The sequence below is a fragment of the Enterobacter sp. R4-368 genome, assembly GCF_000410515.1.
GTDB lineage: Bacteria > Pseudomonadota > Gammaproteobacteria > Enterobacterales > Enterobacteriaceae > Kosakonia.
On the sequence record NC_021500.1, the window covers coordinates 2555971 to 2576037 of the forward strand.

A 20067-nucleotide genomic window follows, 5' to 3' on the forward strand; every position below is an offset into this window, starting at 1 on the left:
ATTAGGCTACGTAGCAGATAATTTCGCCACCAAGACCAGCCTGGCGCGCTGCACGATCAGTCATAACACCTTTAGAGGTAGAAACAACTGCGATACCCATACCACCCATAACTTTCGGCAGCTCATCTTTTTTCTTATAGATGCGCAGACCTGGGCGGCTGATACGCTGAATGCTTTCTACCACAGCTTTACCCTGGAAGTATTTAAGAGTCACTTCCAGTTCCGGCTTGGTGTCGCCTTCAATTTTGAAATCTTCAATAAAACCTTCTTCCTTCAGCACGTTGGCAATTGCCACTTTCAGCCTGGAGGAAGGCATGGTGACCGCAGCTTTGTTCGCGGCCTGACCGTTACGGATACGGGTCAGCATATCCGCGATCGGATCTTGCATGCTCATCTGTCTTTACTCCCGTGATTCAATTGGTGACAATTACCAGCTAGCCTTTTTCAGACCCGGGATTTCACCGCGCATAGCGGATTCACGGACCTTAATACGGCTCAACCCGAACTTCCGCAGGAAACCGTGCGGACGACCAGTTTGGCGGCAGCGGTTACGCTGACGAGACGGGCTGGAATCACGCGGCAGACTCTGCAGCTTGAGAACAGCATTCCAACGATCTTCGTCGGAAGCGTTCACATCAGAAATGATCGCTTTCAGTTCAGCGCGTTTCGCGAAGTATTTTTCAGCTAAAGCTACGCGTTTAACTTCGCGTGCTTTCATAGATTGCTTAGCCATGAAGTAACCCTACCTTACTTGCGGAACGGGAAGTCAAAGGCAGCCAGCAGAGCACGGCCTTCTTCGTCAGATTTCGCAGTAGTGGTAATGGTAATATCCAAACCACGCACGCGGTCGACTTTATCGTAGTCGATTTCTGGGAAGATGATCTGCTCACGGACACCCATGCTGTAGTTACCACGACCGTCGAAAGACTTAGCGGACAAGCCACGGAAGTCACGGATACGCGGTACAGCAATAGTGATCAGGCGCTCAAAGAACTCCCACATGCGTTCGCCACGCAGAGTCACTTTACAGCCGATCGGATAGCCCTGACGGATTTTGAAGCCCGCAACAGATTTGCGCGCTTTGGTGATCAACGGTTTTTGACCGGAGATTGCTGCCAGGTCAGCTGCTGCGTTATCCAGCAGTTTCTTGTCAGCGATCGCTTCACCAACACCCATATTCAGGGTGATCTTCTCGACCCGAGGGACTTGCATGACAGAATTGTAGTTAAACTCAGTCATGAGTTTCTTAACTACTTCGTCTTTGTAGTAATCATGCAGTTTCGCCATCGTACTACTCCAAATTACTTGATAGTTTCGCTGTTAGATTTAAAGAAACGGACTTTTTTGCCGTCTTCGAATCTAAAGCCTACACGGTCGGCCTTGCCGGTTGCCGCATTGAAGATTGCAACGTTAGAAACCTGAATTGCAGCTTCTTTCTCAACGATGCCACCAGGTTGGTTCAGGGCCGGAACCGGCTTCTGATGTTTCTTAACCAGGTTGATACCTTCAACAATGATCTTGCCGGAAGACAGAACATTTTTTACTTTACCGCGCTTACCTTTATCTTTACCGGTTAACACGATAACTTCGTCATCACGACGGATTTTAGCTGCCATGATTCGCTCCTTAGAGTACTTCTGGTGCCAGAGAGATGATTTTCATAAACTTCTCAGAACGAAGTTCACGAGTAACCGGCCCAAAAATACGCGTACCGATAGGCTGCTCGCTGTTGTTGTTCAGAAGAACACAAGCATTGCCATCGAAGCGAACGACAGAACCGTCAGGGCGACGAACACCCTTCTTGGTGCGCACCACTACCGCCTTCAGCACATCACCTTTTTTGACCTTACCACGCGGAATTGCTTCTTTGATGGTGATCTTGATGATGTCGCCTACGCCTGCGTAGCGACGGTGCGAGCCACCCAGAACCTTGATACACATTACGCGACGTGCACCGGAGTTGTCGGCGACGTTCAGCATAGTCTGTTCTTGGATCATTTCAGTGCTCCGCTAATGTCAACTACTACTGAAGACCCTAAAATCAGGGTCGATAAAAAGCCCCATATCGGGGGCGCAGCATTATAACACCGCTTCCTTGATATGGGTAGAAAAAATAAACGGCCCATCGCTGAGCCGTTTATTCGTTTGAGAACGCGTACTCTATTACAGAATCGCTTTCTCTACAACGCGAACCAGCGTCCAGGACTTAGTCTTGGACAGCGGACGGCATTCGCGGATTTCAACCACGTCGCCGGTACCGCATTCGTTGTTCTCGTCATGTACGTGCAGTTTAGTCGTACGTTTGATGAATTTACCGTAGATCGGGTGTTTCACGAAACGCTCGATAGCTACAACAATGGATTTCTCCATTTTGTCGCTAACAACACGACCTTGCAGAGTACGGATTTTATCGGTCATTACGCACCCGCCTTCTCAGTCAGTAAAGTCTTAACGCGTGCGACATCACGACGCACTTGCTTCAACAGGTGAGTCTGTTGCAGCTGGCCACTTGCAGCCTGCATACGCAGGTTGAACTGCTCGCGCAGCAGGTTAAGCAGCTCGGTGTTCAGCTCTTCAACGCTCTTTTCACGCAGCTCTTTTGCTTTCATTACATCACCGTCTTAGTTACAAAGGTGGTTTTAATCGGCAGTTTTGCTGCTGCCAGCTCGAAGGCTTCACGGGCCAGCTCTTCCGGAACACCGTCCATTTCGTACAGGACTTTACCCGGCTGAATCAAGGCAACCCAATACTCTACGTTACCTTTACCTTTACCCATACGAACTTCCAGCGGCTTCTCGGTGATCGGTTTGTCCGGGAATACACGGATCCAGATCTTACCCTGACGCTTAACAGCACGAGTCATAGCACGACGTGCTGCTTCGATCTGACGAGCGGTCAGACGACCACGGCCAACAGCTTTCAGACCGTAAGTGCCGAAGCTCACATCCGTGCCCTGCGCGAGACCACGGTTGCGGCCTTTGTGCACTTTACGGAATTTTGTACGCTTTGGTTGTAACATCAGCGACGCTCCTTATTTACGGCCTTTACGCTGCTGCTTTTTAGGTTGAGCAGCCGGTTTTTCCGGTTGTTCAACTGCAGCCATACCACCAAGGATCTCGCCTTTGAAGATCCACACTTTTACGCCGATTACACCGTAAGTGGTGTGCGCTTCGGAGGTGTTGTAGTCGATGTCAGCACGCAGAGTGTGCAGCGGAACGCGACCTTCACGGTACCATTCGGTACGTGCGATTTCCGCGCCGCCCAGACGGCCGCTAACTTCAACTTTGATACCTTTAGCGCCCAGACGCATTGCGTTCTGTACAGCACGCTTCATAGCACGACGGAACATAACACGACGTTCCAGCTGAGAAGTGATGCTGTCAGCAACCAGTTTTGCGTCCAGTTCAGGTTTACGAACTTCGGCGATATTGATCTGAGCAGGAACGCCAGCGATATCCGCTACGACCTTGCGCAGTTTCTCAACGTCTTCACCTTTTTTACCGATAACGATACCCGGGCGAGCGGTGTGTATGGTCACACGGATGCTCTTAGCCGGACGCTCGATAACGATACGAGATACAGACGCTTTAGCCAGTTCCTTAGTCAGGTACTGACGTACTTTAAAATCGCTGTCCAGGTTGTCAGCGAATTCTTTGGTGTTCGCAAACCAGGTTGAGTTCCATGGTTTTACAATACCCAGGCGAATACCATTAGGATGTACTTTCTGACCCATTGCTAGTCTCCAGAGTCTCAGCGATCGGACACAACCACAGTGATGTGGCTGGTGCGCTTCAGGATGCGATCTGCACGACCTTTTGCACGCGGCATAATGCGCTTCATGCTCGGGCCTTCGTCTACGAAAATTTTCGCAACTTTCAGATCGTCAATGTCAGCGCCATCGTTGTGTTCAGCGTTAGCAATGGCAGATTCCAGAACTTTCTTGACCAGTACAGCCGCTTTCTTATTGGTGTAGGTCAGAATATCCAGGGCCTGCGACACTTTCTTACCGCGAATCAGGTCAGCCACAAGGCGAACCTTCTGAGCAGAAGAACGAGCATGGCGATGTTGAGCTAAAGTTTCCATCTCTTCCTCCTACCTTATTTCTTCTTCGCTTTTTTATCAGCAGCGTGGCCGCGATAAGTACGAGTCGGTGCGAATTCACCCAGTTTGTGACCGACCATTTCGTCGGAAACAAATACCGGAACGTGCTGACGACCATTATGGACAGCGATGGTCAAACCGATCATGTTAGGAAAGATCGTTGAACGACGGGACCAAGTGCGCAGGGGCTTCTTGTCTCCGCTTTCCACCGCTTTCTCTACCTTCTTCAGCAAGTGCAGGTCAATAAAAGGACCTTTCTTGAGAGAACGTGGCATGGCTTATCCTCTAAAATTATTTGCTACGGCGACGTACGATGAATTTATCAGTACGCTTGTTGCTGCGGGTCTTCTTACCTTTGGTCTGAACGCCCCACGGAGTTACCGGGTGCTTACCAAAGTTACGACCTTCACCACCACCATGTGGGTGGTCGACTGGGTTCATCGCAGTACCGCGAACGGTAGGACGAACACCACGCCAGCGTGCAGCACCTGCTTTACCCAGAACGCGCAGCATATGCTCAGCATTGCCAACTTCGCCCAGAGTCGCGCGGCATTCTGCTTCGACTTTACGCATTTCACCAGAACGCAGACGCAGGGTGACATAAGCACCATCACGAGCAACGATCTGAACGTAAGTACCAGCGGAACGAGCCAGCTGACCGCCTTTACCTGGTTTCATTTCTACGTTATGAACGGTAGAACCAACCGGGATATTGCGCATCGGCAGGGTGTTACCTGCTTTGATTGCAGCATCAACGCCAGACTGAATCTGGTCGCCAGCTTTCAGGCCTTTAGGGGCCAGGATGTAACGGCGTTCGCCATCTTTGTACAGAACCAGCGCGATGTTCGCGGAACGGTTCGGATCGTACTCAAGACGTTCAACAACTGCCGGGATACCATCTTTGTTGCGTTTGAAGTCAACAATACGGTAAGCCTGCTTGTGGCCACCACCGATATGACGAGTGGTGATACGGCCATTGTTGTTACGACCACCGGATTTGCTGTTTTTTTCCAGCAACGGAGCAAAAGGTTTGCCCTTGTGCAGCTCAGGGTTAACCACTTTAACAACGTGGCGACGACCCGGAGATGTCGGTTTACATTTAACAACTGCCATTGTATTACTCCTCCGACTTACTCAGCGCCGCCAACGAAGTCCAGATTCTGGCCTTCTTTCAGGGTGACGTAAGCTTTTTTCCAGTCGCTACGACGACCGATACGCTGTCCGTGACGTTTAACTTTCCCTTTAACTACCAGGGTGTTAACGACTTCGACTTCGACTTCAAACAGTTTCTGCACAGCAGCTTTGATTTCTGCTTTGGTCGCGTCTTTAGCAACTTTGAGAACGATGGTGTTTGTTTTTTCCATCGCAGTAGACGCTTTTTCAGAAACGTGCGGTGCACGCAGCACCTTCAGCAGACGTTCTTCACGAATCATGCCAGCATCTCCTCAACTTGCTTAACAGCATCAGCAGTCATTACGACTTTGTCGAAGGCGATCAGGCTAACCGGGTCGATACCAGTCGCGTCGCGAACATCAACCTTGTGCAGGTTGCGCGCGGCCAGGAACAGGTTCTCGTCCAGCTCACCGGTGATGATCAGCACATCTTCCAGAGCCATGTCTTTCAGTTTCTGAGCCAGCAGCTTGGTTTTCGGTGCTTCAACAGAGAACTGCTCGACAACGATCAGACGATCCTGACGTACCAGTTCGGACAGGATGCTTTTCAGCGCGCCGCGGTACATCTTTTTGTTAACTTTTTGACTGTGGTCCTGCGGACGCGCAGCGAAGGTCACGCCACCAGAACGCCAGATCGGGCTCTTGATAGAACCAGAACGAGCACGGCCGGTGCCTTTCTGGCGCCACGGTTTTTTACCGGAACCAGTTACTTCAGCACGGGTCTTCTGAGCACGAGTACCCTGACGAGCACCAGCTGCATAAGCAACGACAACCTGGTGTACCAGCGCTTCGTTGAAGTCACGACCGAAGGTAGTTTCGGAAACAGTCAGCGCGCTCTGCGCGTCTTTCAATACTAATTCCATTGCTATCTCCTCACGCCTTCACAGCTGGTTTAACGATCAGGTCGCTACCGGTTGCACCCGGGACAGCACCTTTAACCAGCAGCAGGTTGCGCTCAGCGTCAACACGTACTACGTCCAGGCTCTGAACGGTTACGCGCTCATTACCCAGCTGACCTGCCATTTTCTTGCCCTTGAACACTTTGCCCGGAGTCTGGTTCTGACCGATAGAACCCGGAACGCGGTGAGACAGGGAGTTACCGTGGGTAGCGTCCTGGGTACGGAAGTTCCAGCGCTTAACGGTACCTGCGAAACCTTTACCTTTAGAGGTGCCAGTTACGTCAACTTTTTTAACTTCAGCAAACAGCTCAACGCTAATGTCCTGACCTACGGTGAATTCTTCGCCGTCAGCAAGACGGAATTCCCACAGACCACGGCCAGCTTCAACGCCAGCTTTAGCGAAGTGACCCGCTTCCGGTTTGGTTACACGGTTAGCTTTTTTAGCACCGGTGGTAACCTGGATTGCGCGGTAGCCATCGTTAGCCAGATCTTTAACCTGAGTAACGCGGTTTGCTTCAACTTCGATTACGGTTACTGGGATAGATACGCCATCTTCAGTGAAGATGCGGGTCATGCCCACTTTTTTACCGACTAAACCAATCATTGTTTCAACCTCTCAATCGCTCGATGACCTGATTAACCCAGGCTGATCTGCACGTCTACACCGGCAGCCAGGTCCAGACGCATCAGAGCATCAACGGTTTTCTCGGTTGGCTCAACGATGTCAACCAGACGCTTGTGAGTGCGGATTTCGTACTGATCGCGCGCGTCTTTGTTAACGTGCGGGGAGATCAGAACGGTGAAGCGCTCTTTGCGGGTCGGCAGCGGGATCGGACCACGGACTTGCGCACCAGTGCGCTTAGCAGTCTCGACGATTTCCGCGGTTGATTGATCGATCAGACGATGATCAAACGCTTTAAGACGGATACGGATTCTTTGGTTCTGCATGAGACCAGAGCTCCAATTATTTATAGACGAAAATAATTACTCCTCACACCCATTACGATTGATGGGGGAGTGTAATCGTTCTTACGTAGCCCCCCGATTGGGAGCATTGTAACGGCCAAACAGCACCGTTGTGGTTCAGATTGAACCCGCCGTCATTTACGACAAGCCCGCGCATTATACGTAAATCTGAGCCAGACGCAAGCGTAGTTTAGAAATTAAGCAGTGCTGCGAGCATGCTCGCAGAACGAACATAACGACAATAAAGTCGGCATCATTTCTCACGAGCTGCCACGCAACATCAGTAATAGTTAATTGGCTTTCACACCGCAATTTCGCATTCTGCATGCCACCCGTTACTGACTCTGGCAGGACGCCATGTTTTTTCTCGCGGTTTACTTGTTACTCAATCTAATGCTTGCCTGGTACGACATCCGTAACGGGTTATTGCCAGATCGTTTCACCTGCCCTCTTCTTTGGGCGGGACTACTTTGGCACTGCTTCGCAAATGCTGAATTATTGAAGCAAGCGGTTATCGGCGCAGCGGCAGGTTACATAGGGTTTGCTGTTATTTATTGGGGCTACAAAATGTTGCGCGGTAAGGAAGGGCTTGGCTACGGTGACGTAAAATATCTTTCGGCTCTCGGGGCCTGGCATGGCTGGCAGAGTTTACCTGGACTGGTTTTTATAGCCGCCTTGTTGGCCTGCAGTGTGGTAAGTATTAACGCGCTCCGATTGCGAAGTTTGCAGGCATTAAAAAACCCACTGCCTTTCGGGCCATTTCTGGCGGCAGCGGGTTTACTGACAGGATACCATTCTGTGATACCAACTACTCTTCCACTTTGATTTGCGACTGGAGATAGTTCTGAATACCAATTTTGCTTATCATATCCAGTTCTGTTTCCAGCCAATCAATATGATGCTCTTCTTCAGCAAGGATCTTGATCATCATGTCGCGGCTAACGTAGTCATGGACACTATCCGCATAAGCGATGGCTTCGCGCAGATCCTTCGCGCCTTCCAGTTCCAGTCGGAGGTCCGATTGCAGCATCTCCTCAACGTCTTCACCAATGCCCAGTTTGCCCAAATCCTGCAAATTAGGGATACCTTCAAGAAATAAAATACGCTCGATGTAGAGATCGGCGTGTTTCATTTCATCAATAGATTCATGGTATTCGACATCGTTGAGGCGCGTCAGACCCCAGTTTTTGAACATTCTCGCATGGAGAAAGTACTGGTTTATTGCGACAAGCTCATTTCCCAATAATTTATTGAGATAATTTATGATTTTAACATCACCTTTCATTATGTAGTCCCTCCGCTTCCACTCATTGAAGCGTAGATGGGGCTACAAGGATGTCAAAAAAAAGATACGGACTCAGGCAATCTCTTTATATTCCGGCATCCGGGTAAGTTCGTCTTGCATGATCTCTCTTGCTGCGCGAACACATTTACCACACTGATTTCCAACCGGAACAAATTTGCGGAGTTGCTGAAATGATTGAGGATGAAACTGGCGCACTGCCTGACGAATTTTTTTATCACTCACACCATTACACAAACAAACGTACATGATCACTCCCGTTCAATTTCTGCGCAAAGTGTAAATGAGAATAGTTGCGATTACAATAGCGCAACTGTAAAGCTGCTCGCCCGGTGCGTAGCTTAATTTCGAAAAAGTATTTCGACCGTAAATAGCGGACAGCAAAAAGGGCGCCGATGCGCCCTTTTTTCAATTCAAAGCTAATTAATTAGCCCAGAACTTTTGCTACAACGCCCGCGCCAACGGTACGGCCGCCTTCACGGATTGCGAAACGCAGACCATCGTCCATCGCAATCGGGTGAATCAGGGTAACAACCATTTTGATGTTGTCGCCCGGCATTACCATCTCTACGCCTTCCGGCAGTTCGATGGTGCCAGTCACGTCAGTTGTACGGAAGTAGAACTGCGGACGGTAGCCTTTGAAGAACGGAGTGTGACGGCCGCCTTCATCTTTGGACAGAATGTACACTTCAGATTCGAATTTGGTGTGCGGCTTGATGGAACCCGGCTTAGCCAGTACCTGACCACGTTCGATTTCTTCACGTTTGATACCACGCAGCAGAACACCTACGTTCTCACCAGCACGGCCTTCGTCCAGTAGTTTGCGGAACATTTCAACGCCGGTACAGGTTGATTTCGCGGTGTCTTTGATACCAACGATTTCAACTTCTTCACCCACTTTGATGATACCGCGCTCTACACGACCGGTAACAACGGTACCACGACCGGAGATGGAAAATACGTCTTCGATCGGCAGCAGGAACGGCTTGTCAATCGCACGCTCTGGTTCCGGAATGTAGGAATCCAGGAAGCCAGCCAGTTCGATGATTTTCGCTTCCCACTCTGCTTCGCCTTCCAGCGCTTTCAGAGCAGAACCACGAACGATCGGCGTGTCGTCGCCCGGGAAATCGTACTGAGACAGCAGTTCACGAACTTCCATCTCTACCAGTTCCAGCAGCTCTTCGTCATCAACCATGTCGCATTTGTTCAGGAACACGATGATGTACGGAACGCCTACCTGACGACCCAGCAGGATGTGCTCACGGGTCTGCGGCATCGGGCCGTCAGTCGCAGCAACAACCAGGATCGCGCCGTCCATCTGCGCAGCACCGGTGATCATGTTTTTAACATAGTCGGCGTGGCCCGGGCAGTCTACGTGTGCGTAGTGGCGAGTCGGGGTGTCATATTCAACGTGAGACGTGTTGATGGTGATACCACGAGCTTTTTCTTCCGGCGCGTTATCGATCTGGTCGAATGCGCGAGCAGAACCACCGTAGGTTTTAGCCAGAACGGTAGTGATTGCAGCGGTCAGAGTAGTTTTACCATGGTCAACGTGGCCGATAGTACCGACGTTGACGTGCGGTTTTGTACGTTCAAATTTTTCTTTAGACACGGCTTTATTCCTTACTATAGTGCTCTCCCTCTTTGGAGAGAGCACGGGACTTTGGTTTTAACCCTGCGGCTTATTTACCACGGGCTTCAATTACGGCCTGAGCAACGTTGTTCGGCGCGTCATCATACTTCAGGAATTCCATAGTATAAGACGCACGACCTTTGGTCAGAGAACGCAGCTGAGTTGCATATCCGAACATTTCAGACAGCGGAACTTCAGCGTGGATCTTAACGCCAGTAACTTCAGATTCCTGACCGCGCAGCATGCCGCGACGACGGCTAAGGTCACCGATTACGTCACCGGTGTTCTCTTCCGGAGTCTCTACTTCAACCTTCATGATCGGCTCAAGCAGAACTGGTTTCGCTTTCTTAAAGCCATCTTTAAAGGCAATAGACGCAGCCAGTTTAAACGCCAGTTCAGAGGAGTCAACGTCGTGGTAAGAACCGAAGTGCAGACGCACACCGAGATCAACTACCGGGTAACCCGCCAGCGGACCAGATTTCAGCTGTTCCTGGATACCTTTATCAACGGCCGGGATGTATTCGCCAGGAATTACACCACCTTTGATGTCGTTGATGAACTCGTAACCTTTCGGGTTAGAGCCCGGCTCCAGCGGATACATGTCGATAACAACATGACCGTACTGACCGCGACCACCAGACTGCTTAGCGTGTTTACCTTCGATATCGGTAACTTTCGCACGAATCGCTTCGCGGTAAGCAACCTGAGGTTTACCGACGTTCGCTTCAACGTTGAATTCACGTTTCATACGGTCAACGATGATGTCGAGGTGCAGCTCACCCATACCGGCGATAATGGTCTGGTTAGATTCTTCATCAGTCCATACGCGGAATGACGGGTCTTCTTTCGCCAGACGGCCCAGAGCGAGACCCATTTTTTCCTGGTCAGCTTTGGTTTTCGGTTCTACCGCGATGGAGATTACCGGTTCCGGGAATTCCATACGTTCCAGAATGATCGGATGATCCGGGTCACACAGGGTGTCACCAGTGGTCACGTCTTTCAGACCGATAGCAGCAGCGATGTCGCCAGCGCGAACTTCTTTGATCTCTTCACGTTTGTTAGCGTGCATCTGAACGATACGACCGAAACGCTCACGTGCAGCTTTCACGGAGTTCAGGATGGTATCACCAGAGTTAACCACACCGGAGTAAACACGGAAGAAGGTCAGGTTACCAACGAACGGGTCGGTAGCGATTTTGAACGCCAGCGCAGAGAACGGCTCTTCATCACTTGCGTGACGCTCAGCCGGAGTATCTTTACCATCGTCCAGGATACCGTTGATCGCAGGTACGTCAGTCGGGGACGGCAGGTAGTCAACTACCGCATCCAGCATCGCCTGAACACCTTTGTTCTTAAATGCAGAACCACAAGTTACCAGGATGATTTCGTTGTTCAGAACACGCTGACGCAGAGCTTTTTTGATCTCTTCTTCAGTCAGTTCTTCACCACCCAGGTATTTCTCCATCAGCTCTTCAGAAGCTTCAGCAGCGGATTCGATCAGATTCTGGTGCCATTCGTCAGCCAGATCCTGCATCTCAGCCGGGATATCTTCGTATTCGAAGGTAACGCCCTGGTCTGCATCGTTCCAGTTGATGGCTTTCATTTTCACCAGGTCAACAACACCGGTGAAACCTTCTTCAGCACCAATTGCCAGCTGCAACGGAACCGGGTTCGCGCCCAGACGGGTTTTGATCTGACCAACAACTTTCAGGAAGTTAGCGCCCATGCGGTCCATTTTGTTAACGAACGCAATGCGCGGAACTTTATATTTGTTTGCCTGACGCCATACGGTTTCAGACTGCGGCTGAACACCACCAACGGCGCAGTAAACCATTACCGCACCGTCAAGAACACGCATGGAACGTTCAACTTCGATGGTGAAGTCAACGTGCCCCGGGGTGTCGATGATGTTTACGCGATGCGGTTCATACTGCTTCGCCATACCAGACCAGAATGCAGTAGTCGCTGCGGAGGTAATGGTAATACCACGCTCCTGCTCCTGCTCCATCCAGTCCATGGTTGCGGCGCCGTCATGAACTTCACCGATTTTGTGGTTTACACCGGTGTAGAACAGAATACGTTCGGTAGTCGTGGTTTTACCGGCGTCGATGTGCGCACTGATACCAATGTTACGGTAGCGTGCGATGGGTGTTGTACGAGCCATTTGATTCCTCGTTTGTCTCTTTAGGCGTTCAGATTTAAGTTGCCAAACGGCGGGCCACTTGCTTGAAGCGCCCGCCATGTGACTAAAACTCCGAAGGGATTACCAACGGTAGTGTGCGAACGCCTTGTTGGCTTCGGCCATACGGTGAACGTCTTCACGTTTCTTAACTGCAGTACCTTTGTTGTCCGCAGCATCGGAAAGTTCGTTCGCCAGGCGCAGAGCCATGGATTTATCACCGCGTTTACGAGCAGCTTCAACGATCCAACGCATTGCCAGAGCATTGCGACGAACCGGACGAACTTCAACCGGAACCTGATAAGTAGAACCACCAACGCGGCGAGACTTAACTTCGACAGTCGGGCGCACGTTTTCGAGAGCTACTTCGAAAGCTTCCAGTTCATTTTTACCAGAACGCTGAGCCAGGGTCTCAAGCGCGCTGTATACGATTGCTTCTGCAGTAGATTTTTTACCGTCTACCATCAGGATATTGACAAATTTAGCCAGCAGTTCTGATCCGAACTTCGGATCCGGCAGAATTTTACGCTGACCAATAACACGACGACGTGGCATGGAAATACTCCGTTGTTAATTCAGGATTGTCCAAAACTCTAAGAGTTTAGTTTGACATTAAAGTTAAAACAGTTTGGCCTTACTTAACGGAGAACCATTAAGCCTTAGGACGTTTCACGCCGTATTTGGAGCGAGATTGCTTACGGTCTTTAACACCGGAGCAGTCGAGCGCGCCACGTACAGTGTGGTAACGAACACCCGGGAGGTCTTTTACACGACCGCCACGGATCAGGATCACGGAGTGCTCCTGCAGGTTGTGACCTTCACCACCGATGTAGGAAGTCACTTCAAAACCGTTGGTCAAACGAACACGACATACTTTACGCAGTGCGGAGTTCGGTTTTTTCGGGGTGGTAGTATATACGCGAGTACATACGCCACGTTTTTGCGGGCATGCTTCCAGCGCAGGCACGTTGCTTTTTGCAACTTTGCGAGCGCGTGGTTTGCGTACCAGCTGGTTAACTGTTGCCATTAAATAGCTCCTGGTTTTAGCTTTTGCTTCGTAAACACGTAATAAAACGACCTCATATAATATGAGGACGCGGAATTTTATGGCTGTGCTTAAAAGGTGTCAAGAAATATACAGCGATCACACATTACCAATGCATCTGAACAGCGTTTTTCACCGTCAGGCTAACGAAATCAGTATAGCCAACCCTGACAACGCTGCTTGAAATTTGACCACCCAGACCACGGGCATCGATATCTTCTTTCAGCGCGTGCACAGTTATGGGGGCGTTTAGCAATAACTCAACATAGCGCCCGTTTTGCAAGGCCGCCGTTACGCCATCTGAAAGCAGCAGCAGATCGTCGCCGGGGCGCAGCAAACGGAGCATCGACGCCATATCATACTGCCAGGGAGAGCGGGACAAGGTATGCAGCATAAATGCCTCAAAAGGTCAGAACGACGGTGTAGCTATCGAGCTTTTCGCGCAGCGCGTCCGGTTCCAGGCGCTGAGCCGGCAACACGAAGGTTGTCTCCTCGCCTAACCCACGCTCACGTAGCGAATCTGCACACAGCCAGCACTGTTCGATGTCATAAAGCGGCAGAACTTTAAACGTCGCGATGTAATCGCGCGCTAATACCGCATCCGGCCGCTGATTGGCCAGCAACTGGAATACACCATCACCAATAAAAAACACGCCGATATCGTCGGTAAACGCAGAAGTCGCCAGCAACGCATCCAGCCCTTCGCGACCAGAAGAGGAGCCATGCGGCGCTGAAGTAAACACAAAGGCGATACGTTGCATCAGAATTGCACCACCCGATCGCAAGAGAGCGCGGCTTCCGCCAGCGCGCCAAGGCCGGTCAGTGAAAAACCGGCTTGCAGGTTTGCACCAGGCAGCGCCAGACGTTGTGCTTCGGCATCATCAACAACGCCACGACGCAATGCGGCGGCAACGCAGATATGCAGCTCGACCTGATGTTCCTCATGCAGGCGTTGCCAGGCGCGAACCAGGTCAAATTCATCACTGGCGGGCGCAGTGAGCGCGTTCGCATTGCTCACCCCTTCGCGATAAAAAAAGACGCTGGCTAGTGTATGCCCGGCATCCAGTAGCGCCTGCGCAAACTGGTACGCGCTGCTGGCCTGTTGCGTACCATACGCCGGGCCGGTGACCATCAGGGCAAAACGCATTAACGATCCTGTACGGAAAAATCGCCGCTTTTGAACTGGCGGATATAGAGGTAAACGGTGTGCTTGGAAATATTGAGGCGATCGGCGACCTGGTTGATAGCATCTTTGATATCAAAGATTCCCTTCTCATAGAGGTTCAGTACGATCTGGCGATTCTTGGCGTTGTTGGAAACGTTACGATCCGCGTTGACCTCTTCAATGGTGAACTCCAGCGTTTGCATGACCAGATCTTCCACCGAGGAAGCAAAGTTCACCGAAGAGCCAACATCAGGCGTTTCCGGCGGCACAAAGGTGCTCATGATCTGTGAGAACGGCACATCAAGGTTCATGTTGATGCATAACAGGCCAATCACGCGGTGATCGCGGTTACGGATAGCAATAGTGACGGACTTCATCAGCACACCGCTTTTCGCACGCGTGAAGTAGCACTTCGATACGCTGCTGTCGGCACCGGTCATATCATGCAGCATGCGCAGGGCGAGATCGGTGATGGGCGAGCCAATTTTACGCCCTGTGTGTTCGCCATTGGCAATACGGATTGCGGAACATTTCAAATCTTGCAGGGAGTGCAAAACAATTTCACAGTGGCTGCCAATGAGCATCGCTAACCCGTCCACCACCGCTTCATAGGATTTCAGGATATCGAAGTCGGTCTGATCGAAAGGACGTTGATCCAGTAAATCAAGCTCACTGGTTTCGTTGGTTAATAGCGACCTGGACATGAAAAAAAACACTCCTTTTCAGGAACCTGTCGTTATGTTTTCAGGGCAGGCTCAGTATTTATATGGGGATATAAATTAATACATCGTAGGTTAAGCTTTCCAGAATTATATCCCTGCTGCAAAAAAAAACGCCGCCCGAAGGCGGCGTTATTGCAAATTTTATTTCTTACTGGTGTCTGCGGCTTTCGCGTCTGCAGCTTTATCACCAGCTGCCGGAGCAGCATCTGCCGCCGGGGCGTCAGCTTTCGGCGCTGCGGCATCGGCTTTCGGCGCGGCCTTGATATCCAACAGCTCTACATCGAATACCAGCGTGGAGTTAGCCGGAATACCCGGAACGCCAGTTTTTCCGTAAGCCAGTGCCGGCGGGATAACCAGTTTGATCTTGCCGCCTTTCTTGATGTTTTTCAGGCCTTCAGTCCAGCCAGGGATAACACCATCAAGACGGAAAGAGAGCGGCTCACCACGGGTGTAAGAGTTATCGAACTCTTTACCGTCGATCAGCGTACCTTTGTAGTTCACAACAACCGTGTCGCTGTCTTTCGGCGCATCGCCGGTACCTTCTTTCTCTACTTTGTACAGCAGACCGGTATCGGACGTTTTCACACCTTTCTCTTTAGCGAAGGTGTCACGGAAGGCTTTGCCTTTCGCTTCGTTGTCAGCAGCGTCTTTTTCCATGCGATCCTGCGCGGCAGTTTTCACACGGGTCTCAAACGCTTGCAGGGTTTGTTCGATCTCCTGGTCGCTCAGTTTGCTCTTATCAGCAAACGCGTCCTGAACACCAGCGATCAGCTGAGCTTTATCCAGTTTGATGCCCAGTTTTTCCTGCTCTTTCAGCGAGTTTTCCATGTAGCGGCCCAGCGAAGCGCCCAGCGCATAGGCGGATTTCTGGTCGTCATTTTTAAATGCCGCTTTGCTGTCAGCTGCTGCAGCCGGTTCTTTCTTTGCAGCAGCATCGGCAGCGAAAGAGATCGGTGCGTGAAGGGCGACGGCCATCGTGGTCGCCAGCAGCGTGACTTTAAACAGTGATTTCATCCATTTCTCCAGGGGCCGGGGCATCTCGCCCCAGGGTTAAACAAAAAGTAAGAGACGTACTATAAAGCGTTGCGGTGGAAATCAACATAAGGACACCACCTGAATTCACCTGTTTTCTGACTATTTTTGTTTAAATAAGTTTCTGCTTTTCTTTGCCAGAGCTGTACCTGGCGGCAAAGTTCAGTAAAATTCGCCCGTTTAATGAAAATCGGGCCGGACGCAATCCAGAGGTGATGTATGCATGAGTTAACAATAGAAGCGCGACTGGCGGAACTGGAAAGCCGGTTGGCTTTTCAGGAGAAGACCATTGAGGAATTGAACCAGACGGTTGTCGCCCATGAACTGGAAATGGCGAAGCTGCGCGAACATCTGCGGTTAATGGCAGAAAAGCTCAAAGCCAGCCAGCCTTCGCACATGGCCTCCCCTTCCGAAGAGACGCCGCCGCCCCATTATTAAGGCGTAAAAAAAAGCGGGTTTCCCCGCTCATCACTAACGCTATGGATTTCGTGTTGCAGGCAGGCGGCAAACTTGAAAATCCCCGGGAGCACAGAAAACTATGCGACCGGGGTTTAAAAGCGAAGCCAACGCCCCTGCGACGCGAAAGACGACGCGTATTAGTGGCAGCCGCAGCCACCGTTACCGCCGCAACCACCTTTCCCGTGGTCATGGCCGTGATCGTGACCGTGGCCGCCGCAGCAACCGTCATGATCGTGGTCGTGGTCATGATCGTGACCATGCGGGCCGTGAACGTGGCCATGAGCCAGCTCTTCTTCGGTTGCTTCGCGGATAGCGACAACTTCAACGTTGAACTTCAGATTCTGGCCAGCCAGCATGTGGTTGCCGTCAACAACAACGTGGTCGTCTTCCACTTCGGTGATTTCTACCGGTACCGGGCCCTGGTCGGTTTCCGCCAGGAAGCGCATGCCAACCTGCAGCTCATCAACGCCCATAAAGACGTCTTTCGGTACGCGCTGCACCAGGTTTTCGTCGTACTGACCGTAAGCGTCGTTCGCGCCAACAGCCACATCGAATTTGTCGCCGACTTCGTGACCGTCCAGCGCGTTTTCCAGACCAGAGATCAGGGAACCGTGACCGTGCAGGTAGTCCAGCGGCGCACTCACCGGAGACTCATCAACCAATACACCGTCTTCTGTACGTACCTGATAGGCCAGGCTGACCACCAGGTCTTTTGCTACTTTCATGATATCTCCTGAGCGTGGGAAAATTACTGGCGCAGATTGTAGCGGAATTCTGCACCCGTGTACCCTCTAGCTTAAAAAAAGCTGCCCGATCTCGCTAGTCCGGATGAAAAATGCCAATCACTTGCTCATCTTTGCGAACATGCTCGCGGGCTTCTTTATCCGCTTCACGCATCTGGTGCCCACACTTAACGCACTCAACAATATCAACATTATTCTCACGCCACATTGCCATTGAGTCCTTCGCCTGGCATGCCGGGCAAACCGCCCCGGCGATAAAACGTTTTCGTACAGCCATTCGATTCCCCTTATTCAAACTCGTCCCAGCCATCCAGCTGGCGACGCTCTTGCTGCATTTCACGCTGGAAAATCTCCTCCAGCTCGCGCCGCGCTTCGCGGACACGGGAAATTTGCATCGTATCGGTATGCACCGGCATCAGCTCGCGCAGCATACGCATATCTAAACGTTTAAAGTGCAGTTGCGCACGCTGAGCCTGATGGGGATGCATCCCCAGCGAAATAAGCGTCTTACGTCCTAACTCCAGCGCACTGGAGAAGGTCTCGCGGGAAAACTGCGTCACACCGGCCTGCAGGAGTTCATGTGCTTCCACACGCCCACGGGCGCGAGCCAGGATTGCCAGGTTCGGAAAATGCTGCTGGCAAATCTCCACCAGCTTCATCGTATCCAGCGGGTCATTACAGGTGATGACGATCGATTGCGCCGCCTCCGCGCCCGCCGAGCGCAGCAGCTCCACCTGGGTTGCATCCCCGTAATAGACCTTATAACCATATTTACGCATCAGGTTGACGGCGCTGATATCGCGCTCAAGCACAGTAATGCGCATCTTGTTCGCCATTAACAAGCGGCCAATCACCTGACCAAAACGCCCAAACCCCACCACAATCACCTGCGGTTTGTCGTCTTCCACCCATGGAGTCTCATCTTCATCTTCCGGGGTGTTAAAACGCCGGGAGAGAAGTTTATCCACGCCACGCATCAGCAGCGGTGTGGTCATCATCGACAACGTGACGGTGACCAGCAGCAGCGCCATTTGATCGTTCTGGAACAAGCGCTGAGAAGTCGCCGAGGAGAACAAGACAAACGCGAATTCACCACCCTGGCTTAACACACCGGCGAACTGCATACGCTCCGAACTGCGCAAACCGTATATTCGCGCCAGCCCGTACAGCACCAGTGATTTCACCGCCACCAGTACCGCAACGCTCAGTACCACCCATAACAGATGGGTATAGAGCACCCCAAGGTTCAGCGCCATGCCAACGGAAATAAAAAACAGCCCCAGCAACAGCCCTTTAAAAGGCTCGATGGCGATCTCCAGCTCGTGGCGATATTCACTTTCAGCCAGCAACACACCGGCGATAAAGGTTCCCAGCGCCATCGATAACCCCAGTGCATCCATAAACAGCGCCGAGCCAAGCACCAACAGTAAGGTCGCGGCGGTAAACACTTCACGCACGCCGGAACCGGCAATAAAGCGAAACACAGGCCGCAGCAAATAACGCCCGCCAATCAACATGCCCGCGAACGCCAGCACTTTCATGCCAACCTTCATCCAGTCGAGATGCTCATCACCATTGCCCGCCAGCAACGGCACCAGCGCCAGCGCCGGGATCACAGCTAAATCCTGAAACAGCAGCACCGAAAATCCCAGTTGGCCGGATTCGCTGCGGTTCATGCCTTTATCGCGCATCAGTTGCAGCGCCATCGCGGTGGAAGACATCGCCAGGCCGATACCGCCAATCACCGCCGCCTGCCAGGAAAATTGCGTCAGCATCAGCAGCCCGGCGAGGATCGCCGCGCTCAGCAGCACCTGCGCCGCGCCGACGCCAAAGATGGAGCGCCGAAGCTCCCAAAGTTTTCGCGGGTTCAGCTCCAGCCCGATGATAAACATCAGAAACACCACACCCAGCTCGGAGAAATGGAGGATCTCATCAACATCGCTGATAAACCCCAGCCCCCACGGGCCAATCGCGATACCCGCAAGCAGGTAGCCGAGCACCGCGCCAATCCCTAAACGCGCGGCAAGCGGAACAGCGACCACCGCCGCAAAAAGAAATAACACACCGGCCAGTAAAAGCGCGGAACCTTCCATTAACGGCCTCCCACAGGCAACGGTGACGCCAGCCAGTCACCATACGCTTTGGCGTGACTCGCCAACTCCTGCGGCTGTTGCCGGCGCGCCCAGTACACAATAATCGGGCTTAACCAGTGCATGCGGCACATGGCGGCAGTCAGCTCAAACGGGCGCAAAATATCATTCATGGAGTAGCGGTTAAGCCCATCGTGGCGATACGCGGCCTCCGGTTCCCCGGTGGTGACCACGCTACGCCAATACTTTCCCGCGAGTTGGTTCCCGCCAATGCCGCTGGCAAAGCCACGGCTTAACACACGATCAAGCCACTCTTTGAGCAGCGCCGGGCAACTGTAGGTATATAACGGATGTTGAAACACAATGACGTCATGCTCACGCAGCAACGCCTGTTCATAAGGAATATCGATAAAAAAGTCAGGGTAACGGGCATAAAGATCGTGCACCGTGACATTTTGCAGCTGCGTTGCCGGCTTAAGCAAAACCCGGTTAGCCACCGAGTCCTGTGATTCCGGATGGGCATACAGCAGCAACACTTTCGCTGTCTGCGACATCATT

33 protein-coding genes are annotated in these 20067 nt (G+C 51.7%); 2 read left to right on the top strand and 31 right to left on the bottom strand.

Annotation, left to right across the window (positions count from 1 at the left end; translation table 11 throughout):
- Position 1: 1 nt before the first annotated feature.
- From rpsH to rpsJ, 16 genes are all read right to left on the bottom strand, one after another.
- Complete coding sequence (gene rpsH, locus H650_RS12045; RefSeq protein ID WP_017460071.1) at positions 2-394, bottom strand: 30S ribosomal protein S8; 393 nt, start codon at positions 392-394, stop codon at positions 2-4.
- Positions 395-427: 33 nt separating this feature from the next.
- Positions 428-733, bottom strand: coding sequence for a 30S ribosomal protein S14 (rpsN, locus tag H650_RS12050; protein WP_007369817.1), 306 nt, complete (start codon positions 731-733; stop codon positions 428-430).
- A gap of 14 nt (positions 734-747) precedes the next feature.
- Positions 748-1287: a 50S ribosomal protein L5 gene (gene rplE, locus H650_RS12055; RefSeq protein ID WP_001096200.1), complete on the bottom strand. Its 540-nt coding sequence runs from the start codon at positions 1285-1287 to the stop codon at positions 748-750.
- 14 nt (positions 1288-1301) lie between these two features.
- Positions 1302-1616, bottom strand: coding sequence for a 50S ribosomal protein L24 (rplX, locus tag H650_RS12060; protein ID WP_007369816.1), 315 nt, complete (start codon positions 1614-1616; stop codon positions 1302-1304).
- Between the two features lie 10 nt (positions 1617-1626).
- Positions 1627-1998: a 50S ribosomal protein L14 gene (gene rplN, locus H650_RS12065; RefSeq protein WP_004388611.1), complete on the bottom strand. Its 372-nt coding sequence runs from the start codon at positions 1996-1998 to the stop codon at positions 1627-1629.
- Positions 1999-2163: 165 nt separating this feature from the next.
- A complete protein-coding gene (gene rpsQ, locus H650_RS12070) occupies positions 2164-2418 on the bottom strand; it encodes a 30S ribosomal protein S17 (protein ID WP_017460070.1) in 255 nt (84 codons plus the stop codon).
- A complete protein-coding gene (gene rpmC, locus H650_RS12075; RefSeq protein WP_004388609.1) occupies positions 2418-2609 on the bottom strand; it encodes a 50S ribosomal protein L29 in 192 nt (63 codons plus the stop codon). Before rpmC ends, rpsQ begins: the two co-directional genes overlap by 1 nt.
- Complete coding sequence (rplP, locus tag H650_RS12080; RefSeq protein ID WP_007369814.1) at positions 2609-3019, bottom strand: 50S ribosomal protein L16; 411 nt, start codon at positions 3017-3019, stop codon at positions 2609-2611. Before rplP ends, rpmC begins: the two co-directional genes overlap by 1 nt.
- Before the next feature lie 12 nt (positions 3020-3031).
- Positions 3032-3733, bottom strand: a complete 702-nt coding sequence (rpsC, locus tag H650_RS12085; protein ID WP_000529945.1) for a 30S ribosomal protein S3 — start codon at positions 3731-3733, stop codon at positions 3032-3034.
- 17 nt (positions 3734-3750) lie between these two features.
- Positions 3751-4083, bottom strand: coding sequence for a 50S ribosomal protein L22 (gene rplV, locus H650_RS12090; protein WP_002919773.1), 333 nt, complete (start codon positions 4081-4083; stop codon positions 3751-3753).
- A 14-nt stretch (positions 4084-4097) separates the two neighbouring features.
- Positions 4098-4376, bottom strand: coding sequence for a 30S ribosomal protein S19 (gene rpsS, locus H650_RS12095; protein ID WP_001138115.1), 279 nt, complete (start codon positions 4374-4376; stop codon positions 4098-4100).
- Positions 4377-4392: 16 nt separating this feature from the next.
- Positions 4393-5214 carry a 50S ribosomal protein L2 gene (gene rplB / locus H650_RS12100; protein ID WP_007369812.1) on the bottom strand — a complete coding sequence of 274 codons (822 nt, stop codon included), beginning with the start codon at positions 5212-5214 and terminating at the stop codon, positions 4393-4395.
- A 17-nt stretch (positions 5215-5231) separates the two neighbouring features.
- Positions 5232-5534, bottom strand: coding sequence for a 50S ribosomal protein L23 (gene rplW / locus H650_RS12105; protein ID WP_000617546.1), 303 nt, complete (start codon positions 5532-5534; stop codon positions 5232-5234).
- Complete coding sequence (gene rplD / locus H650_RS12110) at positions 5531-6136, bottom strand: 50S ribosomal protein L4 (RefSeq protein WP_007369811.1); 606 nt, start codon at positions 6134-6136, stop codon at positions 5531-5533. The genes rplW and rplD overlap by 4 nt, the downstream gene beginning before the upstream one ends.
- Before the next feature lie 10 nt (positions 6137-6146).
- On the bottom strand, positions 6147-6776 hold the full coding sequence (gene rplC / locus H650_RS12115) for a 50S ribosomal protein L3 (RefSeq protein ID WP_017460069.1): 630 nt from the start codon (positions 6774-6776) through the stop codon (positions 6147-6149).
- A gap of 32 nt (positions 6777-6808) precedes the next feature.
- Positions 6809-7120, bottom strand: coding sequence for a 30S ribosomal protein S10 (gene rpsJ, locus H650_RS12120; RefSeq protein WP_001181005.1), 312 nt, complete (start codon positions 7118-7120; stop codon positions 6809-6811).
- A 375-nt stretch (positions 7121-7495) separates the two neighbouring features.
- Here rpsJ and H650_RS12125 point away from each other — a divergent pair, with 375 nt between their 5' ends.
- Entirely contained in the window at positions 7496-7963 is a 468-nt protein-coding gene (locus H650_RS12125) for a prepilin peptidase (protein WP_020455496.1), read from the top strand.
- On the opposite strand, the gene bfr is transcribed toward H650_RS12125, so the two are convergent.
- The 11 genes from bfr to fkpA all read right to left on the bottom strand — a co-directional run bounded on the left by bfr (position 7947) and on the right by fkpA (position 16199).
- The gene (gene bfr, locus H650_RS12130) at positions 7947-8423 is read right to left on the bottom strand and encodes a bacterioferritin (protein ID WP_020455497.1); all 477 of its coding nucleotides are present in this window, start codon (positions 8421-8423) and stop codon (positions 7947-7949) included. The genes H650_RS12125 and bfr overlap by 17 nt on opposite strands.
- Positions 8424-8495: 72 nt before the next feature.
- A complete protein-coding gene (gene bfd / locus H650_RS24570; protein ID WP_071925235.1) occupies positions 8496-8690 on the bottom strand; it encodes a bacterioferritin-associated ferredoxin in 195 nt (64 codons plus the stop codon).
- 178 nt (positions 8691-8868) lie between these two features.
- Positions 8869-10053, bottom strand: coding sequence for an elongation factor Tu (tuf, locus tag H650_RS12135; RefSeq protein WP_015742710.1), 1185 nt, complete (start codon positions 10051-10053; stop codon positions 8869-8871).
- A 70-nt stretch (positions 10054-10123) separates the two neighbouring features.
- Positions 10124-12238, bottom strand: coding sequence for an elongation factor G (fusA, locus tag H650_RS12140; protein WP_020455498.1), 2115 nt, complete (start codon positions 12236-12238; stop codon positions 10124-10126).
- A gap of 99 nt (positions 12239-12337) precedes the next feature.
- Complete coding sequence (gene rpsG / locus H650_RS12145) at positions 12338-12808, bottom strand: 30S ribosomal protein S7 (protein ID WP_007369802.1); 471 nt, start codon at positions 12806-12808, stop codon at positions 12338-12340.
- Positions 12809-12905: 97 nt separating this feature from the next.
- Positions 12906-13280, bottom strand: a complete 375-nt coding sequence (rpsL, locus tag H650_RS12150; protein WP_003023654.1) for a 30S ribosomal protein S12 — start codon at positions 13278-13280, stop codon at positions 12906-12908.
- A gap of 124 nt (positions 13281-13404) precedes the next feature.
- On the bottom strand, positions 13405-13692 hold the full coding sequence (tusB, locus tag H650_RS12155) for a sulfurtransferase complex subunit TusB (RefSeq protein ID WP_044489508.1): 288 nt from the start codon (positions 13690-13692) through the stop codon (positions 13405-13407).
- 7 nt (positions 13693-13699) lie between these two features.
- Positions 13700-14059, bottom strand: a complete 360-nt coding sequence (tusC, locus tag H650_RS12160) for a sulfurtransferase complex subunit TusC (protein WP_020455500.1) — start codon at positions 14057-14059, stop codon at positions 13700-13702.
- Entirely contained in the window at positions 14059-14445 is a 387-nt protein-coding gene (gene tusD / locus H650_RS12165; protein ID WP_020455501.1) for a sulfurtransferase complex subunit TusD, read from the bottom strand. Before tusD ends, tusC begins: the two co-directional genes overlap by 1 nt.
- Positions 14445-15167, bottom strand: a complete 723-nt coding sequence (locus H650_RS12170) for a helix-turn-helix transcriptional regulator (protein WP_017459895.1) — start codon at positions 15165-15167, stop codon at positions 14445-14447. Before H650_RS12170 ends, tusD begins: the two co-directional genes overlap by 1 nt.
- A 159-nt stretch (positions 15168-15326) precedes the next feature.
- Positions 15327-16199: an FKBP-type peptidyl-prolyl cis-trans isomerase gene (gene fkpA, locus H650_RS12175; protein WP_020455502.1), complete on the bottom strand. Its 873-nt coding sequence runs from the start codon at positions 16197-16199 to the stop codon at positions 15327-15329.
- A gap of 237 nt (positions 16200-16436) precedes the next feature.
- On the opposite strand from fkpA, the gene H650_RS12180 reads away from it, so the two are divergent.
- On the top strand, positions 16437-16655 hold the full coding sequence (locus tag H650_RS12180; RefSeq protein WP_020455503.1) for a protein SlyX: 219 nt from the start codon (positions 16437-16439) through the stop codon (positions 16653-16655).
- A 158-nt stretch (positions 16656-16813) separates the two neighbouring features.
- On the opposite strand, the gene slyD is transcribed toward H650_RS12180, so the two are convergent.
- The 4 genes from slyD to kefG form a co-directional block, all read right to left on the bottom strand.
- Positions 16814-17401 (bottom strand): peptidylprolyl isomerase, encoded by a 588-nt coding sequence (gene slyD / locus H650_RS12185; protein WP_017459892.1) that lies wholly within the window; start codon positions 17399-17401, stop codon positions 16814-16816.
- Between the two features lie 94 nt (positions 17402-17495).
- A complete protein-coding gene (locus tag H650_RS12190; RefSeq protein ID WP_017459891.1) occupies positions 17496-17696 on the bottom strand; it encodes a YheV family putative zinc ribbon protein in 201 nt (66 codons plus the stop codon).
- Positions 17697-17706: 10 nt separating this feature from the next.
- Entirely contained in the window at positions 17707-19512 is a 1806-nt protein-coding gene (gene kefB / locus H650_RS12195; RefSeq protein ID WP_020455504.1) for a glutathione-regulated potassium-efflux system protein KefB, read from the bottom strand.
- Positions 19512-20063, bottom strand: a complete 552-nt coding sequence (kefG, locus tag H650_RS12200) for a glutathione-regulated potassium-efflux system ancillary protein KefG (protein ID WP_017459889.1) — start codon at positions 20061-20063, stop codon at positions 19512-19514. Before kefG ends, kefB begins: the two co-directional genes overlap by 1 nt.
- Positions 20064-20067: the final 4 nt, after the last annotated feature.

What these genes read in the sequence shown, in the direction of transcription:
- rpsH (WP_017460071.1), bottom strand. Translation starts at nt 394, where the DNA reads ATGAGCATGCAAGATCCGATCGCGGATATGCTGACCCGTATCCGTAAC.
- rpsN (WP_007369817.1), bottom strand. Translation starts at nt 733, where the DNA reads ATGGCTAAGCAATCTATGAAAGCACGCGAAGTTAAACGCGTAGCTTTA.
- rplE (WP_001096200.1), bottom strand. Translation starts at nt 1,287, where the DNA reads ATGGCGAAACTGCATGATTACTACAAAGACGAAGTAGTTAAGAAACTC.
- rplX (WP_007369816.1), bottom strand. Translation starts at nt 1,616, where the DNA reads ATGGCAGCTAAAATCCGTCGTGATGACGAAGTTATCGTGTTAACCGGT.
- rplN (WP_004388611.1), bottom strand. Translation starts at nt 1,998, where the DNA reads ATGATCCAAGAACAGACTATGCTGAACGTCGCCGACAACTCCGGTGCA.
- rpsQ (WP_017460070.1), bottom strand. Translation starts at nt 2,418, where the DNA reads ATGACCGATAAAATCCGTACTCTGCAAGGTCGTGTTGTTAGCGACAAA.
- rpmC (WP_004388609.1), bottom strand. Translation starts at nt 2,609, where the DNA reads ATGAAAGCAAAAGAGCTGCGTGAAAAGAGCGTTGAAGAGCTGAACACC.
- rplP (WP_007369814.1), bottom strand. Translation starts at nt 3,019, where the DNA reads ATGTTACAACCAAAGCGTACAAAATTCCGTAAAGTGCACAAAGGCCGC.
- rpsC (WP_000529945.1), bottom strand. Translation starts at nt 3,733, where the DNA reads ATGGGTCAGAAAGTACATCCTAATGGTATTCGCCTGGGTATTGTAAAA.
- rplV (WP_002919773.1), bottom strand. Translation starts at nt 4,083, where the DNA reads ATGGAAACTTTAGCTCAACATCGCCATGCTCGTTCTTCTGCTCAGAAG.
- rpsS (WP_001138115.1), bottom strand. Translation starts at nt 4,376, where the DNA reads ATGCCACGTTCTCTCAAGAAAGGTCCTTTTATTGACCTGCACTTGCTG.
- rplB (WP_007369812.1), bottom strand. Translation starts at nt 5,214, where the DNA reads ATGGCAGTTGTTAAATGTAAACCGACATCTCCGGGTCGTCGCCACGTT.
- rplW (WP_000617546.1), bottom strand. Translation starts at nt 5,534, where the DNA reads ATGATTCGTGAAGAACGTCTGCTGAAGGTGCTGCGTGCACCGCACGTT.
- rplD (WP_007369811.1), bottom strand. Translation starts at nt 6,136, where the DNA reads ATGGAATTAGTATTGAAAGACGCGCAGAGCGCGCTGACTGTTTCCGAA.
- rplC (WP_017460069.1), bottom strand. Translation starts at nt 6,776, where the DNA reads ATGATTGGTTTAGTCGGTAAAAAAGTGGGCATGACCCGCATCTTCACT.
- rpsJ (WP_001181005.1), bottom strand. Translation starts at nt 7,120, where the DNA reads ATGCAGAACCAAAGAATCCGTATCCGTCTTAAAGCGTTTGATCATCGT.
- H650_RS12125 (WP_020455496.1), top strand. Translation starts at nt 7,496, where the DNA reads ATGTTTTTTCTCGCGGTTTACTTGTTACTCAATCTAATGCTTGCCTGG.
- bfr (WP_020455497.1), bottom strand. Translation starts at nt 8,423, where the DNA reads ATGAAAGGTGATGTTAAAATCATAAATTATCTCAATAAATTATTGGGA.
- bfd (WP_071925235.1), bottom strand. Translation starts at nt 8,690, where the DNA reads ATGTACGTTTGTTTGTGTAATGGTGTGAGTGATAAAAAAATTCGTCAG.
- fusA (WP_020455498.1), bottom strand. Translation starts at nt 12,238, where the DNA reads ATGGCTCGTACAACACCCATCGCACGCTACCGTAACATTGGTATCAGT.
- rpsG (WP_007369802.1), bottom strand. Translation starts at nt 12,808, where the DNA reads ATGCCACGTCGTCGTGTTATTGGTCAGCGTAAAATTCTGCCGGATCCG.
- rpsL (WP_003023654.1), bottom strand. Translation starts at nt 13,280, where the DNA reads ATGGCAACAGTTAACCAGCTGGTACGCAAACCACGCGCTCGCAAAGTT.
- tusB (WP_044489508.1), bottom strand. Translation starts at nt 13,692, where the DNA reads ATGCTGCATACCTTGTCCCGCTCTCCCTGGCAGTATGATATGGCGTCG.
- tusC (WP_020455500.1), bottom strand. Translation starts at nt 14,059, where the DNA reads ATGCAACGTATCGCCTTTGTGTTTACTTCAGCGCCGCATGGCTCCTCT.
- tusD (WP_020455501.1), bottom strand. Translation starts at nt 14,445, where the DNA reads ATGCGTTTTGCCCTGATGGTCACCGGCCCGGCGTATGGTACGCAACAG.
- H650_RS12170 (WP_017459895.1), bottom strand. Translation starts at nt 15,167, where the DNA reads ATGTCCAGGTCGCTATTAACCAACGAAACCAGTGAGCTTGATTTACTG.
- fkpA (WP_020455502.1), bottom strand. Translation starts at nt 16,199, where the DNA reads ATGAAATCACTGTTTAAAGTCACGCTGCTGGCGACCACGATGGCCGTC.
- H650_RS12180 (WP_020455503.1), top strand. Translation starts at nt 16,437, where the DNA reads ATGCATGAGTTAACAATAGAAGCGCGACTGGCGGAACTGGAAAGCCGG.
- slyD (WP_017459892.1), bottom strand. Translation starts at nt 17,401, where the DNA reads ATGAAAGTAGCAAAAGACCTGGTGGTCAGCCTGGCCTATCAGGTACGT.
- H650_RS12190 (WP_017459891.1), bottom strand. Translation starts at nt 17,696, where the DNA reads ATGGCTGTACGAAAACGTTTTATCGCCGGGGCGGTTTGCCCGGCATGC.
- kefB (WP_020455504.1), bottom strand. Translation starts at nt 19,512, where the DNA reads ATGGAAGGTTCCGCGCTTTTACTGGCCGGTGTGTTATTTCTTTTTGCG.
- kefG (WP_017459889.1), bottom strand. Translation starts at nt 20,063, where the DNA reads ATGTCGCAGACAGCGAAAGTGTTGCTGCTGTATGCCCATCCGGAATCA.